The following is a 16,903-nucleotide window of genomic DNA, read 5'->3' on the forward strand; positions in this document are numbered from 1 at the left end:
CCGGTTCTTTGGGGGCTTGGTGGAACACCAATCATGGCGTTTCGCTCGCTTCTCGTTCGTTGAGTCCGGGATCGGATTTCGGCAATTGCCATCTCGATTCGCCGCCAATGCTGACCGCGAACGGCGTCGGAAGCAATCCGTGACGCTGCTCGCAACCCAGTTCTATCCTGGGTTGCTCCAGCGGCCCTGAATGAGGGCGGCGGCGGTGCCGCGTTACGGCTTTTCGACGCGCGCCACCTGATAGGTGTGCTCGCTTCCTTCCGCCTTGATCGACACATATTCGCCGACCACGAAGCGTTCGTCGCCAAAGCGGAAGCCGATTTCATCGTCACGCTCGCCTTCGGCATAGTCGAAATACCACTGGCCACCCGGCTTGCGCCGCAAGCGTCCGATGCGGTCGCTTGCGGTCCCGAACTGGCGAACCCGGCACGCAGCCTGATGCGTTTTCCATTCTGCCGCCAGCAGCTTTCCCTCCGCATCCAACGGAGCGAGAATGTCGTAGCCCACCTCGCGTTCACCGGCAGGATGGCCCTTTTCTCGCGCCAGAAGCAGCCGGATGCTGCGGAAATTGGGGGTCAGATCGGTCAGATTCGTCATAGCATCTCCTCTTTTGCAGCAGCCATCGGTCATTTTTGCGGTGGGTGCTTTGATTGGGATCAAACGTTCAGGCGGCGCGCGCTCCCAGCGCACACATCTTTTCGATCCATGCGCGGCGTTTGGCGTCGCCCGCACCTTCGACCATGCCGAACAGCGTCTCGTTCACAGGGCTGATGCCGACGAAATTGAGGATGTTGCGGCGCATCCCGGCGATGCCGTGGCCAAGATACCAGAGGCGGTAGAAAAAGGCGGGCATGCCCATGGTGACGACCACGCGGGCCGAGCGGCCCTTGAGCAGCGTTTTCGCAAAGCCTTGCTTGCCTGCCTCCGGGTAGGCGAAGGCAACGCCCGGCCGCATCACCTGCTCCAGAAAACCCTTGAGCAGCGCGGGCATCGTGCCAAGCCACAGCGGAAAAACGAAGACGATATGCTCGGCCTCGGCGATCTTTTCCACCGCATCCCTGAGCGGGGGAGGAACAGTGCCGTTCTGAAATTCCTCGGTGCTTCGCAGGAGGGGAAAATCCAGTTCGGCGAGGTCGATGCGCCGGACCTGATGACCTGCCGAAAGCGCGCCTTCGGCATAGCTGTCCGCAAGTGCACGGCAAAGACGCTTCGGACTGCCGTCGGGATGGCCGAGAATGATGAGGATGCGGCGTGGCATTTATGGCATCCTCGATTGAAGATGGAGGACTTCGCCGTCCACCGTGAATTTGCCATAGCCGCGATGGTGGATGGTCTTGGGCTCCGGTTGCGCCGGATCGATCCACGCTTTCACGACCTGCAAGACGAAGAGGTTGTATTTGTTCACCAATTTTGTATCGACCACCCGACACTCGAGATTGGCGAAGCACTCCGCGACAAGCGGTGCCTTCGCCGAGGCGGCGGGTAGGGGCGTAAGCCCGCAGGTCTCGAACTTGTCCGTGTCCTGACCGGAGCAGTTGCCGACCTTGACCACCTTCCGAGCAAGCTCCACAGCGGGAATGGCGATCACGCATTCCTTCGTGGCTTTGAGCGCGGCGAAGCTGAAATCTCCGCTCGAAACGATGCAGGCAATGAGCGGCGGCGTAAACTCCACCATCATGTGCCACGACATCGTCATGACGTTCGGGCGGCCCTTCTGGCTGGTCGTCAAAAGCACGACCGGGCCGGGCTCAATGAGCTGGTAGACCTTGTCCAGTGGGAGCTCGTTCATCGTCACATCTCCGTTCATCAACGGATGTAAAGAGATGCCCGAAACGCATTCCCTTCGCTTTGACCGATATCAATGCGGCGGTTGCGATTTTCGAACACTCTGGAAAAAACCGGCATCTGGGCCGCTGAAGGAGATATTCTATGAAAGCTCTCATCTATGAAGGACCGGGCAAGAAGTCGCTCGGAGAACGGCCCGTCCCGAAGATTGCCGCACCGACGGATGCCGTCGTCAGGATCACAAGAACGACGATTTGCGGCACCGACCTGCATATTCTGAAAGGCGATGTGCCGACCTGCACGCCCGGTCGCATACTCGGGCATGAAGGCGTCGGTGTGGTCGAGGAAACCGGCGCTGGCGTAACCCAATTCAAGAAGGGCGATCGCGTCCTGATTTCGTGCATCTCCTCGTGCGGTAAATGCGAATATTGCCGCAAGGGCATGTATTCGCACTGCACGACAGGTGGCTGGATCCTCGGCAACACCATCGACGGCACGCAGGCCGAGTTTGTGCGCATTCCGCATGCGGACACGAGCCTTTATCCAATCCCGGAAGGGGCCGACGAGGAAGCGCTGGTGATGCTGAGCGACATCCTGCCGACCGGCTTCGAGTGCGGCGTTCTCAACGGCAAGGTTGCGCCGGGCGGCACTGTGGGCATTGTGGGCGCGGGCCCGATCGGACTGGCGGCCTTGCTGACGGCGCAATTCTATTCGCCAAGCGAGATTGTCATGGTCGATCTCGACGAAAACCGTTTGGAGGTGGCAAAACGGTTCGGAGCAACCGCGGTCGTCAAGGCGAGCGGGGCGGATGCAGCGGCGCAGGTGATGGCGCTGACGGAGGGGCGCGGCGTAGACACCGCAATCGAGGCGGTCGGCATTCCGGCAACCTTTGAGTTGTGCCAGGAGATCATCGCGCCGGGCGGCGTCATAGCCAATGTCGGCGTCCACGGTGTGAAGGCGGATCTGCACCTCGAAAAGCTGTGGTCGCACAATATCGACATCACAACGCGCCTTGTGGACACCGTCAGCACACCGATGCTGCTCAAGACCGTTCGGTCGGGCAAGATCGATCCATCCAAGCTCATCACCCACCGCTTCAAGCTGGACCAGATACTGGACGCCTATGAGACGTTCGGCAGTGCGGCAAAAACACATGCGCTCAAGGTCATCATCGAGAACGCATGACGAGGCTCCGGACGTGCGAACGGCTGGAAAAAACCATTCTGGAGCAATGACATGGCAAAAGACGATTGGAGCCGCGACCTCACCACGCGCGCCGGGCTGGCGCTTCACGTTCGCCCGGTCCGGCCTGACGACGAGGCGGCGCTGGCGGAGTTCTTCGAACATGTGACGCCGGAAGATCTGCGCTTCCGGTTCCTGGGCGGCATTCACAAAGTGAGCCACGACCGTCTCGTCGCGATGACGCAGGTCGACCATCGGCAGACCGAGAATTTCCTTGCCTTCGCGGACGATGGAAAGACCATCGTCGCGACGGCCATGCTGGCTTGTGACAGCGGCTTGAAGAAGGGCGAAGTGGCAATCTCCGTGCGCGCGGAAGACAAGCACAAGGGTATCGGCTGGGAACTGCTTCGCCACATCTGCCGGTTTGCCGAAGCAAAGGGCGTTGAAACGCTCGAATCGCTGGAAAGCCGTGAAAATCATGAGGCAATCGAACTGGAGCGGGAGCAGGGCTTCGTCGCGGAATTCTATTCCGAGGACCCGACACTGGTGCTGATCCGCAAGAAGCTCAACTGAAGCCGCGCCACCTTGATCGAAATCAACGCGCGGCAAGAACGCCGCGCGTATCATTCGGTTTGTACCAGCACGCAATTCGGAGATTTGACCATGCAAGCAAAGTTCGACCTGTCGTCCCTTGCCATGCCGTCCTCGCCGTATATCGCGAACGGCCAGAAGCTTTTTCATGCCACGACGCAACTTCAGGCTCATGCATTCAAGGCACTGATGCGCTATCAGATCGAAACGCTCGGCTTCATGAAGCGGCGTTGCGAGCAGGATATGAAGCTGATGGACGACCTTGCCTCAAGCGACGAGTTCAATGATACGTTCGATATCGTGAGCAATTTCGTGCAGAACGCGGCGTCGGAATACAGCGCCGAGGTCGGCAAATTCGCATCGCTGGGATCAAAGCTCGCTTCCGAGACCGCAAAGCGCGTGCGCGAAGAAACCGACCAGACCATCGAGGACATTGCGGCGGCGACAGCCGCCTGAAGGTCTGGCGCGCGGGGGTCAAGGGAATGGCTGGCGCAGGAACGGCATTGCCATTGGACACGCGGGGCAAAGCCACGGTCACGGAGGATGGCGCCGATCGGGCCTTGAGCGCCCAAGTCGCGAAGGGTGATGCGGCAAGCTTGCCTGCGACCGAAAGCGGCGAGACGGCGCAGGCCGCTCCCTCGAGCGTCTATCGCGATGTCGACCGGCTTTTCCATGCGTGGATGTCATCGGCGACACTCGGTCTTTCGCCCGTCAGCCTCGCGCAAGCGTGGCAGGATTGGGCGCTGCACCTGATGACATCGCCCGGCAAGCAACGCGAGTTGCAGACCAAGGCGGTCGAAAAGGCGGTGCGCTTCCAGCATTTCCTCGCCCGTTGCATGGCCCAGCCGGATACGGCCGCTCCGTGCATCTCGCCTTTGCCGCAGGACCGCCGCTTCCAGCATCCGTCCTGGCAATCTTTCCCCTACAGCGCGATCTACCAGTCATTCCTGTTGAGCCAGCAATGGTGGCACAACGCGACCACGGACGTGCAGGGCGTCACGGCAAAGCATGAACAGCTTGTGGAGTTCTACAGCCGCCAGCTTCTCGACATGCTGTCGCCGTCGAACCAGTGGGCGCTCAATCCGGAGGTGATCGACAAGACGCTGCGCGCAGGCGGCGCGAACCTGCTTTCGGGGTTCCAGAACCTTGTCGAGGATTTCCAGCGGACGGCAGAAGGCAAGCCGCCGCCGGGCGCGGAGCATTTCCGACCGGGCGTCGAAGTCGCCGTCACGCCGGGCGATGTAGTGTTCCGGAACGAACTGATCGAACTCATCCGCTACCGGCCAACGACAGAAACGGTGCGGGCTGAACCGATCCTGATCGTGCCCGCCTGGATCATGAAGTACTACATTCTGGATTTGTCGCCCGGCAATTCGCTGGTGCGCTATCTGGTCGACAGCGGCTTCACGGTCTTTTGCATCTCATGGCGCAATCCCGGAAGAGGGGACAGCGAGCTTGGTCTGGAGGACTATCGCAAGCTGGGCATCATGGCGGCGCTTGACGAGGTTGCTGCGCTAACCGCTGTGCAAAAGGTCCATGGCGTCGGCTACTGCCTGGGCGGAACGCTGCTCACCATCGCTGCCGCCGCCATGGCGCGGGACGGCGACAACCGCCTCGCCAGCCTTTCGCTCTTCGCCGCGCAGGCCGATTTCGAGGAGCCCGGCGAGCTTGGACTGTTCATCGACGAAAGCCAGATTTCTTTGCTCGAAGACGTGATGTGGGCGGAGGGGATGCTCGACCAGCGGCGCATGGCCGGCGCCTTCCAGATGCTGAGATCGCAGGACCTTGTCTGGTCTCGAATGGTTCATGAATATCTGATGGGCGAACGCGCGCCGATGACGGATCTGATGGCATGGAACGCGGATGCAACCCGCATGCCCTTTCGCATGCATTCCGAATATTTGCGGCAGCTCTATCTGCACAACGATCTTGCGCAGGGTCGTTTCCGGACGGACGGTCGAGCCGTGCACGTTGAGGACATCGACGTTCCGGTTTTTGGCGTCGGCACCGTAACGGACCATGTGGCTCCGTGGCGCTCGGTCTTCAAACTTACCCATCTGCTCGACACAGATATGGATTTCGTGCTGACCAGCGGCGGGCACAATGCCGGTATTGTGTCGGAGCCGGGTCACCCACACCGATCGTACCGGCATCTGAAATACCGCCACGGCGAGCCGCATCCCGACCCCGACGAATGGGCAGCAGTGGCCACCGAGCAGCAAGGCTCATGGTGGCCGGCCTGGGTGAACTGGCTGAGGGCGCGCCCCGGACATGATGTGCCCGCGAATTCCGTGGAAGTGCCGTCGCTTTGTCCCGCGCCCGGCACTTATGTGCTGCAGCCCTAGGAGTTGACGGCCCGCTTCAGCGTGCCATCCTGTCCGCCGAGCGATGCCGTGGCATTTGAATCGCGACGTTGCCGGCGAAGGCTTTACCCACAAGATCGGAGATGTTGTCACGATCTCGGCGCGCGGACTGGGTCGACTGACAAACGCTGTGCGGCTTTCGACAGAATGCCCTGAATGGACATTCGGCATCCGGGCGTTGATGCAGAACCTTTCCGCGCGAAGACTCATCTGACCCGCTCCTCGGGCAGGCAGCCGTTCCGGCGGATAATTACCCTGAAGCACATCCCGGCAATTTGAATCGACAGTTGAAAGGCCGGAACCTCACAATTTGGCCTTGACCAAAAAATAGAACATCGTTATACCAAATTTATTGAGGCGATCCGGTGCCGGGAGGAGACCTGCAATCGGAAAGTTGAACAGCGAAATGACCAACAGGAAGCCGCCGCTTCCTGTTGGAAGGCTCGCCGTATTCAGGGAGGTGGTCTTTTGCCCAAGGTATTCGTCAGCACCGTCATCAACGCACCGATTGAAAGGGTCTGGCGGACCGTCGGTGATTTCAACGGGCTTCCTGACTGGATGCCGGGCATGAAATCGTCCTCCATCGAGGACGGCAAGGAGCCGACCGGCGTGGGTGCAGTGCGCGCGGTCAAGATGGCCACGGGCGGCGTGCTTCGGGAGCGACTCGAAGAGTTCTCTCCTGACGAAATGCGTATTGTCTATTCGGTCCTTGAGGGGCCGCTTCCGACGTCGAACATCCGCACGGGCATGAAGCTGCGCCCGATCACCGATACGCACGGCACGCTCGGTGAGTGGTTCTCCGAGTTCGAAACGGAGCCGGGCAAGGAAGACGAAGGCGTGGCGTTCATGCGCAGCGTTTTCAATTCCGGCTTCCGTTCACTCAAGCGCCATCTTGGCGTCTGAGCGGTCGGTCGAAGCCATGCACCTGCTCGACCCCAACATCGTGCGCGTCCCGGAGGAAGGCTCCGCCGGACCGTGCCTGCTCGGCGCGCGCTGCCGCGGCTGCGGGAACGTGGTCTTTCCGCGCATGCCGGTCTGCCCCGCATGCCTGCGCGACGACGCGATGGAAGAGGTCGAGATCGGCCGCAGTGCGGTGCTCTACAGCCATACGATCGCGCGTTTTGCGCCTGCCGGTTTCAAGGCGCCTTATTTCCAGGGCTTTGTCGACCTGCCGGAGGGGCCGCGCATATTCACGCTCATCGGCTCCGGTTGTCGGGTCGAGCCGGGCGTGCTGCATGACGGCATGGCTATGCGTCTGGTCGTTGAGCCGCTGGCCGACACGCCCGAAAACGGATCGGTTCTCACCTACAAATATGTTCCGGACGCCGGCGCCGAAGGACAGGTGTCCCATGCGTGACGTCGTCATCCTTGGTACAGGCGCGCATCCGACCGGGCGCTTCCCGGAAATGGCCCTGAAGGACATGGCTTTCGGTGCGATCAGGGAAGCACTTGCCGATGCAGGCGTCGGACAGAAGGATGTGCAGGTTGCCTATGTCGGCAATTCTCTCGGCGGGCTGCTTACCGGGCAGGAAGGTGTGCGCGGCCAGGTTATGCTGCAGCATGCGGGCATCACGGCAATCCCCGTGGTCAACGTTGAGAACGCCTGCGCAAGCGCGGCAACGGCCCTGCGCGGAGCATGGCTCGAAGTCGCGTCGGGAGCAGCCGATGTGGCGCTGGCGGTCGGCGCTGAAAAAATGTTCGTGGGAGATTCCGCAAAGACGATTGCGGCGCTGAGCGCGGTCTCCGAGATCGACCTTTCGCGTATCGGCATGCAGTTCACGACGAGCTATGCGATTCATCCCAAGATCAACCTGAAGGGCCGCATGTCCGAATATGGCTGGTCCATCGAGGATCTGGCCAAGCCCGCCGTGAAGAATTCGGCGCATGGCGCGCTCAATCCGATTGCCCAGCATCGCAAGCCGCTTTCGGTCGAGGAGGTCGTGCAGTCGCGCGTCGTCGTCGATCCGCTGACATTGCTGATGTGTTCGTCGATCTCGGATGGCGCGGCGGCCGCGGTGCTTTGCGCTGCCGACATCGCCCATCGGTTTTCGAGCGCCAAGCCGATCAGGATTGCGGCCTGCGTGTTGCGGTCGGGCGCTTACCGGCTTCCCGGTGACGGTCGTGAGGATTCGGCGGAAATAACCGCCAAACTCGCCTATGAACAGGCGGGCGTCGGGCCTCAAGATATTGGCGCCATAGAGCTGCACGATGCAATGGCTCCGGCGGAACTGGTGCTCTACGAGCGCCTCGGTCTCTGCGAAAAGGGCGAGGGCCCGCGCCTTATCGACGAGGGCATAACGAAGCTCGGTGGCCGCCAGCCGGTCAATCCAAGCGGCGGGCTTTGCTCGCGCGGCCACCCCGTCGGAGCCACCGGTCTGTTGCAGATCTACGAGCTGGTTTCGCAGATGCGTGGCCGCGCAGGCCCGCGCCAGATCGAAGAGCCACCGAAAGTAACCATGGCGCAGAACCAGGGGGGTCTCCTGCTCGGGCAGGATTCCGCCGTCTACGCCTGCACAATCCTGTCGTCATAGCAGTCGCGACGAGCATGCACCGACAGACCAGAATCGATCGGAAACAGAGGCAAGGAAGCAGACAGTGAGCAACAGAAAGCGCAAAGAGGTCGTATCCTCAATTCAGGAAGCGGCGTCCAAGATCGAGAGCGGCATGACGGTCGCGATCGGCGGCTTTGGAGCCGACAACCACCCCATGACCATCGTGCGCGAAATCATTCGCAACGGCACGAAAGGCCTCACCGTTATCGCTTCCGCCACTGCCGGCCTGGAGATCGATCTGTTGATCGGAGCAGGCTGCGTGAAGAAGCTGATCGCGCCCTATGTCGGCCAGGAAATGTACTGTCCCATCGGCCACAACTTCCGCAAATATGCCGAGGAAGGAAAGATCGAAATCTGGGAGTGCAGCGAGTACATCCTGTATGGCGGCTTCTTCGCGGCCGCGTCGGGTTCGGAGTTCTTTCCGTGGCGCGGCGGTATCGGCACGAGCATCCCGGAACTCAACAAGGACCTCGTCGAGTTTACCGATCCGATTGGCGGGACCAAGAAACTGCTCGCCGTGCCGCCGCTGCGACCGGACTGGTCGATTATCCATGTCGGCTGGTCGGACTGCTATGGCAACGGCCAGCATCTGGGCGCGCGCTTTGGCGACCGCTGGATGGCCCGCGCCGCCGCCCGCATCATGGTGCAGGCGGAGCGGATCGTTCCCAATTCCGTCATCCGCCGCAATCCGTTCATGACGACAATCGCCTATGCCGACTGCGTCGTGGAAGCGCCCTATGGCGGCCACCCCTATGCGGCCCACGGCTTCTACAAGGAGGATGTCGATTTCATCCAGGACTATGTGAAATCGAGCGAGGCCAACCGCAAGGGGGATAGCAAGACCTGGGATGAATATCTCCAGCGGCACGTCCACAAGCCGAAGGATCACATCGAATATCTGGAGACAGTCGGCATCCGCAAGCTGCTCGACCTCTATACCCATCCAATCGTGAACTGGTGACGCCGCTAGCCGGCAGGACCGGAGAAAAAGCAAGATTTCTTAGAGGTTTATGCGATGACTGACTATTCATGGAAAGAAATGATGGCCGTGGTCTTCTCCAGGGAGATCGAGGACCACAACAAGATCACTTCGGGTGCGCACACAGAGATTTTCTTCGCGGCGACGATGCTGGCGCAGAAGATGCACGCGCCGAACCTGAAGCTCCAGCTCGGCGGCAGCGTCACGCTGTGCAACGTTGTCGATATCGACGTGGTCGAGCTTCCCAAGACATCCACCGGCTATGATCTGATCCGCTATGCCGAATCGGTGCACGATCACCCGGATACGTTCCTGTTCTACGGCGCGCCCGGCGGAAAGAAATATTACGAGGAGGGGAGCGATCTCCAGCACGTCAACCATTTCTGGTTCGCCGACAAGTTCTTCGTTGGAGGCATTCAGGCCGACAAGTGGGGCAACACCAACATGATCGGCCTCGGCACGGCGGACAAGATGACCTTCCGCGGACCGGGTACGATCGGTATCAACGACATCGCCATCGGCGTGCGCGACACCTACGTGTTCCTGACCGCACACGACAGGCGACGTCTCGTCGAGAAGGTCGATTTCATCTCCCATCCGGGCAAGAAGGTTTGCCGCGAGAACGAATTCTACGGCGACGGCCCGAAATGGATGGTCACGCCGAAATGCATTTTCGACTTCGATCCCGACACGCTGGAAGCGCGGCTTGCGAGGGTGTTTCCGGGCGTGACGGTTGATGACGTCAAGGCAAATACCGGCTTCGAGGTGAAGGTGGCGACGGATGTCGAGAAGATCGCCCCGCCGACCCGGGACGAGCTTGAGGTCCTGCGCAACGAGGTCGACAAGACGGGCGTGCTCCGCCACTGAGCCCATCCTCCGAAACCGAAAAAGGACAGCACAATGAGCCAGACAGCACAGAAGGCGGCGCCCGCTTCGCAACCGGAGACCCTGGGCGCGCTCATCAACGGTGAGTTCGTTCAGGCCGTGAGCGGCAGGACATTTCCCACGTTCAATCCCGGCAATGGCGAAGTGCTCGCCCATCTGCCGGAATGCGACGAGGAGGATATCGACCTTGCGGTCCGTGCCGGACTGGCTGCGTTTCCCGAATGGAAGCGCAAGACCGGCGCTGCGCGTGCAAAGCTGTTGAACAAACTGGCTCAACTGGTTCAGGCCAACGCCGCAAAGCTGGCCGAGCTTGAATCGCTCAATGCGGGCAAGCCGATCCGGGATTCGCAGGCAATCGACGCGGTCACGGCGGTCGACGCGCTGGAATATTTCGCCGGCATGGCCACGAAGATACAGGGCGATACGATCCCGGTGCCCGGGCCGTACATCAACATGACGCTGCGCGAGCCGCTTGGCGTCATCGGCGGCATCATTCCGTGGAACTTCCCGCTGTTGCAGGCGGTGTGGAAGATCGCGCCCGCCGTCGCCGCAGGCAACACGGTTGTCATCAAGCCGGCGGAGCAGGCGTGCCTGTCCGTCATGTATCTGGGCCGCCTGATACAGGAGGCGGGCTTTCCGGCCGGAGTTGTCAACATTGTTACCGGATTTGGTGCGACCGCCGGTCAAGCTCTGGTCGATCACCACATGGTCGCGAAAATCATGTTCACGGGCAGCACCGGAACCGGCAAGCGCATTGCCGCTGCGGCTGCGAACACCTTGAAGCCCGTCGGCCTGGAACTCGGGGGAAAATCGGCGGTGATCGTATATGAGGATGCACCCGTCGACCAGGCGGCCTCCGTTGCGGCAAACTCGATCTTCTCCAATATGGGGCAGGTCTGCACGGCCGGTTCGCGGCTGCTGGTGCATGAAAGCCTGCACGATCAGGTGCTGGCGAAGGTCATAGAGCGGGCGGCAAAGGTCAGGCTCGGCTATCAGATGGACCCGAACACGACGATGGGACCGCTGATTTCAGAAAAGCAGAAGGAACGCGTTGAAGGATACATCGCACTCGGCAAGGCGGACGCCGAACTGGCCTACAGCCATCCCGTACCGGCTGGCCTCGAAGCGGGACACTTCGTTGGTCCGCACATTTTCGACCGTGTCGAAAACTCGATGAAGATTGCACGCGAGGAGATTTTCGGGCCGGTGCTTTCGGTTATCACCTTCAAGGAAGAGGGGGAGGCGCTGGCGCTCGCAAACGACAATCCGTATGGGCTGGCCGCATCGGTCCTGACGCGCGACATCGGCAGGGCAATGCGCACCGTGCAGGCGTTCGAGGCGGGCAATGTGTGGGTCAACACCTGGGGCGCGGTCAGCTCGATGGCGCCCTATGGCGGCTACAAGAACAGCGGGTATGGCCGCGAAATGGGCTTTGCGGTCATGCGCGAAGTCACGCAGGAAAAGAATGTCTGGGTCAGTGTTCGTTAACCGGCGGATGGATCGGCAGAATGACGACATCCTATAGCAGGTTTCGCGATCCCGCGCTGTCGACGCGCGGCATTCCGCAATTGTTTGCGGACCGCTGCGCAGCGACGCCGCTGGCGGTCGCGTTCCGCCATAAGGATCTGGGCCTCTATCAAGAAGTGACGTGGGAAGCCTATCGGCGTGACGTGGCGCATTGCCTGGCCGGTTTGCAGGAACTGGGCCTCAAGCGGGGCGACCGCATAGCAACCATGTCGGACCCCTGCCGGGAATTTCTCGTGGCCGACATGGCCGCGATGACGGGCGGCGCGATCTGCTACGGAATATACACGACATGCTCCGTGCCGGAGGTCGAGCATCAGGTCGGCGACGGCGGCGCGGAAATCTTCCTGGCCGAGGATCAGGAATTCGTGGACAAGGTGCTCCAGGCGAAGGACAGCCTGCCGGGCATCAAGCATATCGTGGTTTTCGATACGCGCGCGCTGTTCAACTATCGCGACCCGCGCATCATAAACTTCGCCGAAGTCGTGGCACGCGGACGTGAGCGTCTGGCCGGTCGCGACGAGGCCGATTTCCTGTCGGAACATGCCGATCGCGTGAAGGCCGACGATCTGGCCGTGATCGTTTACACCTCGGGAACGACGGGCGCGCCAAAGGGCGCGCTGCATGACCACATCTCCCTGATGTGGGGCTTTGGCAATGCCTATCTGGAAGCTTTCCCGGAACTCAGGAGCGGCGAGCACAGGGCCATTTCGCACCTGCCGATGGCGCATCTGATCGAGCGGTCCATGTCGATCTGCCTGCCGCTGGTTGCCGATGTCGTGCCGCATATTGGCGAAGAGACGGAAAACCTGATGGGCGCGCTCTATGAGGTGCAGCCGACATTCCTCAATGTCGTGCCGCGCATTCTGGAAAAGCTCGCCGCGCAGGTCGTGACCGGCATCCAGCGCAGCAGCCGCACCAAGCGCTATGCCTATGAATGGGCGGTCGGGGTCGGACGCCGGTTTCGGGAAGCCGAATGGCGTGGGGAGCAGCCGGGTGTGGCGCTGACGGCGCAATACCGCGTCGCGCAGGCGCTGGTTTTCCAGCCGATGCTTCGCAAGATGGGGTTATCGAAAATTCGGAGCATCCTGTGCGCGGGCGCCCCCCTGCCGGCAAAGATCCATGAGCTTTGGGAGATCTGGGGCGTCAACGTCCGAAATCTCTACGGCATCACCGAAGGCGGCTACGTGTTGTGCCAGTCCGGCGCATTTCCGCACCCGATGCGGGGCGGCACGCCGATACCGCCGCGCGAGGTGCGCCTTGGTCCGGACGGAGAACTGCTGGTGTGCGGCCCCGGCCTGTTTCGGGGCTATTGGCGCAACGAGGCGGCAAGCAAGGCCGCGCTTGAAGACGGATGGCTTTGCACGGGCGATGTCGCCGACGAGGCGAAGCCGGGCGAGTTCCGCATCGTCGACCGCAAGAAGGACATCATGATCACCAGCGGGGGCAAGAACATCGCGCCCAGCGAAATCGAGAATCTGTTGAAGGGAAGCCCGTTCATCAGCGAGGCGATCCTCATCGGCGACAGCATGAAGTTCGTCAGCGCGCTCGTTGAGATCGACTTCGGAACGGTGTCGGAGTGGGCGCGCCAGAACCGCGTCATCTATACGAGCTTCAATTCGCTGGTGGAGTGTCCCGAGGTGGTGTCGCTCATCCAGCAGGAAATCGATGCGGCCAACGGCCAGTTGGCGCGCGTCGAGCAGGTCAAGAAATTCCGCATCATCCCGAAAGAGCTGGACCCTGAGGAGGGGGACACGACTCCGACGCGGAAGATCAAGCGCAAGCATATGCATGCCATGTTCGGGGACCTGATCCGCGACATGTACAAGGAGGAGAAGACGCCGGCCTGATCGTTTGCGATCGATCCGGCAACCAACGTCAATCATCGGGAGGAAACGATGACGAAACAATGCATGGCCGCGATAACGGCGTTACTGATAGGTGTGGCCGGGCCGGCAATGGCCGAGGACTACAGGCTGGGCTACATCACCGACCTTTCCGGCCCGCTCGCGGGTTCCTACACGCCGGTTTGGGAGGGCTTCGACCTCTATATGAAGTCCCGCAACGCGGCGGGCGGGATCAACGGCAATCAAGTCGAGACGTTCCTCGACGACGATGGGCTCAGGGCTGACCGTTCGGTCGCTGCCGCCAAGAAGCAGATCGAGCGCGACAACGTTATCGGCATCTTCGGGCTGAGCCTCAGTTCGACGCACGGGCCGACCTTTGCGGAAACACGGCAGGCCGGAATTCCTGTTGTCACGTCCTTCAGCGGGATCATCGACGCGCTGCCGCCCGCCAAGCCCTATTCCTACAGCACCGGCGTTATGTTCGAGGTCGCGGGCGAAGCGATTGCCACGCTCAGCAAGCAGATCGCGCCGAGCGGCAAGGTGGTCGGCGTGACGTTCGACAGCGTCGGCGGACGAGCCGCTTTGCGGCACAACCAGCTCATGGCGCAAAAGCTCGGCTATCAATGGGGCGAAGTGATCTTCCCCGTTCGCACCGCCGATTTCACGCCGTTTGCACAGGCGATCGTCAATGAGAAGCCGGACATCGTGGTAGGCCACTACGGCGCGGAGCAGAATCTTGGCGTGATCGCGGCATTGCGCGCGACCGGCTACACCGGCCCCTATGTCATTGCCTCCTATGGTGCGTCCGAGGCCACGGTGCAGCAGGCGGCCGAACAGTCGGGCGATGCGGAAAACCTCTATATGGTTTCGCGTTATGCGCCCGCGACGCACGAGGGCGCTGGCATTGCCGCGCTGCGTCAGGCCGCGGAGGCCGCGGGCGTCACGCCGACGAGCATGCACGTCACCGGCTGGGCGTTGGGAATGGTCGCAGAGGAGGCGCTCAAGAAGTGCGGGGCAAGTTGCGACAAGGCGGGCCTCGACAAGGCGTTGCAGCAGGTCAATATCGATACGCAGGGCCTGACCGGCGGTCCGATTGAGATGTCGGCAGACGATCACTACGGCCCGACATATTGGAAACTGTACAAATGGGACGGCGAAAAGCTCGTCGGTACGGGTGACTGGCACAAGCAAACCACCGTCGAGTTCCTCGGTCAGTAGGCGCATACCATGGAACTGGTCCTGAGCACCCTGGTCCTTGGGACCATCTATTCGATACTCGCCGCGGGAATTGTCGTGGTCTACAAGGCGTCGAGGGTGGTCAATTTTGCCCATGGCGAGCTTGCCGTCGTCGGCGCCTATGTCTTCTATTCCGCGAGCCTGATGGTTCCGGGCAAATCGCTCATGATGACAATTGTCGTCACCGGGCTGGTCAGCGCGGTCTTCGGGCTGGCCGTGTATGCGGCGCTCATGCGCCGTCTCATTGGCCAGCCGACCTTCGTTGCGGCCATGGTGACGATCGGCCTCGCAATCATCCTCAAGTCGCTGATCGTCATGTTCTGGAACTCGCGCAGCGTCGGCCTCAACATCGTGCGGCAGAACCTCTACATATTCGAGGAAGGCGGACGCATCACTGCGATGGACGTGATCACGCTTGCCATCGGGGTTCTGTTCTTCGCGGCGCTGTTCTTCTTCTTCCGCTTCACGCGCCTCGGCAGGCATTTCCGGGGTGCGGCGGAAAACCCGCTTCTGGCAAGCCAGCGGCAGGTGAATGTCAACCTGATCCTCAGCATCGCCTGGGCCACCGCGATATTTTCCGCTGCGTTGGCGGGAGTGCTTTTCGGTGCGCGTTCCATCCTGACGCCGCAAAGCGTCATCATCGGCTTGAGCGGGCTGACGGCTGCGCTCGTCGGCGGTCTCGATTCATTCAGGGGAGCGCTGCTCGGCGGATTTCTCGTTGCCGGGTGCAGCTATGCGACCGCGCGGCTGATCGATCCGGCGCTCAGCGAAACGGTGCCCTTCATCATTCTGCTGATTGTGATGACGTGGCGTCCGTGGGGTGTGTTCGGCACGCCCGAAGAACTCAACCGCGTGTAGGAGAGACGGCGATGCTTGCGAGAAGTCCCTATCTCCGCATGACCTACGCGGAAACCAACGAGATTGTCCGCGAACCCTACCAGAAGATACTGATCGCCATTGCACTGGTGTTCCTGCTGGCTGTCCCGGTCTTCTCCGGCAGCTACGGGCTCTACCTGTTCAATCTCACGCTGCTCGCCGTCATCAGCGCGGTTGGCCTCAACCTCTTGACCGGCTATTGCGGCCAGGTGTCGCTCGGCCATGCCAGCTTCATGGCCATCGGCGCGTTCGTAGCGGCCACCGCCGCCCAGCAGGGCGCACCCTTCTGGCTCTCCATTCCGCTTGCCTGCATCGCCGGCAGCGCGGTTGGCTTCATCGTGGGACTGCCGGCCTTGCGCTTTCGCGGCATTTACCTCGCGATCACCACGCTTGCTATGCACTACGCGATCATTTTCGTGCTCACCACATATCAGACGAGCATGGGTTCGAGCGCGACTGCCGGCATAACACTTGCCGCTCCGTCGCTTTTCGGCGCGTCTCTCAAGGGAGACGTGGCGTGGTATTATATCCTGCTCGTCATTGCCTCTCTCGCCGTCCTGTTCGGTCTCAACCTCGCGCGGTCGCACATCGGACGCGCATGGGTCGCTATCCGCGATCGTGATATCGCCGCTGCGACGATGGGGATCAATGTCCCGCGCCTGAAGCTTCTCGCCTTCGTCACCAGTGCGGCACTTGCCGCGCTGTCGGGCAGCCTCGGCGCGTATTTCACAGGCGTCGTCACCGTCGAGGCATTCACGCTTGAACTCGCGATTCTTTCGCTTGCGGTCATCATTGTCGGCGGCATGGGCTCGATCCTCGGCTCGGTCTTCGGCGCGTTCTTCATCACCTTGCTGCCATTCGTCATCGAAGCCGGGTTCGCGTCGCTTCCACGCGGCTGGCGGCCCGGCACGACCTCATACGGATTGCAGGAGGCGGCCATCGGCATCACCATCATCCTGTTCCTGCTTTTCGAGCCAAAGGGACTTGTCGAAATCTATCGGCGGGCAGCCGAATATTTCGAGCGTTGGCCGTTCCGCTATCGCGAAATTCAGCCCGGAGGACGCCGCTAGAGCACCCGATGGC

17 protein-coding genes and 1 pseudogene are annotated in these 16,903 nt (G+C 61.3%); 15 read left to right on the forward strand and 3 right to left on the reverse strand.

The annotated features are described in order from the left end of the window. Positions 1-213: 213 nt before the first annotated feature. From M9924_12810 to M9924_12820, 3 genes are all read right to left on the reverse strand, one after another. Positions 214-597: a hypothetical protein gene (locus tag M9924_12810; protein ID MCO5065277.1), complete on the reverse strand. Its 384-nt coding sequence runs from the start codon at positions 595-597 to the stop codon at positions 214-216. Positions 598-664: 67 nt separating this feature from the next. Next, positions 665-1,258, reverse strand: coding sequence for an NAD(P)H-dependent oxidoreductase (locus M9924_12815; protein ID MCO5065278.1), 594 nt, complete (start codon positions 1,256-1,258; stop codon positions 665-667). Then, entirely contained in the window at positions 1,259-1,789 is a 531-nt protein-coding gene (locus M9924_12820) for a flavin reductase family protein (protein ID MCO5065279.1), read from the reverse strand. Positions 1,790-1,929: 140 nt separating this feature from the next. Between M9924_12820 and M9924_12825 the strand changes: the two genes are divergently transcribed. From M9924_12825 to M9924_12895, 15 genes and pseudogenes are all read left to right on the forward strand, one after another. Further along, entirely contained in the window at positions 1,930-2,970 is a 1,041-nt protein-coding gene (locus M9924_12825; protein ID MCO5065280.1) for a zinc-dependent alcohol dehydrogenase family protein, read from the forward strand. Between the two features lie 51 nt (positions 2,971-3,021). After that, positions 3,022-3,540, forward strand: a complete 519-nt coding sequence (locus M9924_12830) for a GNAT family N-acetyltransferase (GenBank protein MCO5065281.1) — start codon at positions 3,022-3,024, stop codon at positions 3,538-3,540. A gap of 90 nt (positions 3,541-3,630) precedes the next feature. Then, positions 3,631-4,014, forward strand: a complete 384-nt coding sequence (locus tag M9924_12835) for a phasin family protein (GenBank protein ID MCO5065282.1) — start codon at positions 3,631-3,633, stop codon at positions 4,012-4,014. A 26-nt stretch (positions 4,015-4,040) separates the two neighbouring features. After that, positions 4,041-5,903: an alpha/beta fold hydrolase gene (locus tag M9924_12840; protein ID MCO5065283.1), complete on the forward strand. Its 1,863-nt coding sequence runs from the start codon at positions 4,041-4,043 to the stop codon at positions 5,901-5,903. 58 nt (positions 5,904-5,961) lie between these two features. Next, positions 5,962-6,135: pseudogene (locus M9924_12845) on the forward strand (fumarylacetoacetate hydrolase). A gap of 254 nt (positions 6,136-6,389) precedes the next feature. Then, positions 6,390-6,824, forward strand: a complete 435-nt coding sequence (locus M9924_12850) for an SRPBCC family protein (GenBank protein MCO5065284.1) — start codon at positions 6,390-6,392, stop codon at positions 6,822-6,824. Beyond that, entirely contained in the window at positions 6,814-7,278 is a 465-nt protein-coding gene (locus M9924_12855) for an OB-fold domain-containing protein (GenBank protein ID MCO5065285.1), read from the forward strand. The genes M9924_12850 and M9924_12855 overlap by 11 nt, the downstream gene beginning before the upstream one ends. After that, positions 7,271-8,452, forward strand: coding sequence for a thiolase family protein (locus M9924_12860; protein ID MCO5065286.1), 1,182 nt, complete (start codon positions 7,271-7,273; stop codon positions 8,450-8,452). Before M9924_12855 ends, M9924_12860 begins: the two co-directional genes overlap by 8 nt. Positions 8,453-8,516: 64 nt before the next feature. Further along, entirely contained in the window at positions 8,517-9,434 is a 918-nt protein-coding gene (locus M9924_12865; protein ID MCO5065287.1) for a hypothetical protein, read from the forward strand. Between the two features lie 54 nt (positions 9,435-9,488). Then, the gene (locus M9924_12870; protein ID MCO5065288.1) at positions 9,489-10,319 is read left to right on the forward strand and encodes a hypothetical protein; all 831 of its coding nucleotides are present in this window, start codon (positions 9,489-9,491) and stop codon (positions 10,317-10,319) included. A gap of 33 nt (positions 10,320-10,352) precedes the next feature. Continuing rightward, positions 10,353-11,825 (forward strand): aldehyde dehydrogenase family protein, encoded by a 1,473-nt coding sequence (locus tag M9924_12875; protein ID MCO5065289.1) that lies wholly within the window; start codon positions 10,353-10,355, stop codon positions 11,823-11,825. Positions 11,826-11,845: 20 nt separating this feature from the next. Beyond that, positions 11,846-13,711: an AMP-binding protein gene (locus M9924_12880; protein MCO5065290.1), complete on the forward strand. Its 1,866-nt coding sequence runs from the start codon at positions 11,846-11,848 to the stop codon at positions 13,709-13,711. Between the two features lie 48 nt (positions 13,712-13,759). After that, positions 13,760-14,926 carry an ABC transporter substrate-binding protein gene (locus tag M9924_12885; protein ID MCO5065291.1) on the forward strand — a complete coding sequence of 389 codons (1,167 nt, stop codon included), beginning with the start codon at positions 13,760-13,762 and terminating at the stop codon, positions 14,924-14,926. A 9-nt stretch (positions 14,927-14,935) separates the two neighbouring features. Next, on the forward strand, positions 14,936-15,802 hold the full coding sequence (locus M9924_12890; GenBank protein MCO5065292.1) for a branched-chain amino acid ABC transporter permease: 867 nt from the start codon (positions 14,936-14,938) through the stop codon (positions 15,800-15,802). An 11-nt stretch (positions 15,803-15,813) separates the two neighbouring features. Beyond that, positions 15,814-16,890 (forward strand): branched-chain amino acid ABC transporter permease, encoded by a 1,077-nt coding sequence (locus tag M9924_12895; protein ID MCO5065293.1) that lies wholly within the window; start codon positions 15,814-15,816, stop codon positions 16,888-16,890. Positions 16,891-16,903 lie beyond the last annotated feature (13 nt).

The organism is Rhizobiaceae bacterium, from assembly GCA_023953835.1.
Lineage (GTDB): Bacteria > Pseudomonadota > Alphaproteobacteria > Rhizobiales > Rhizobiaceae > Mesorhizobium_G.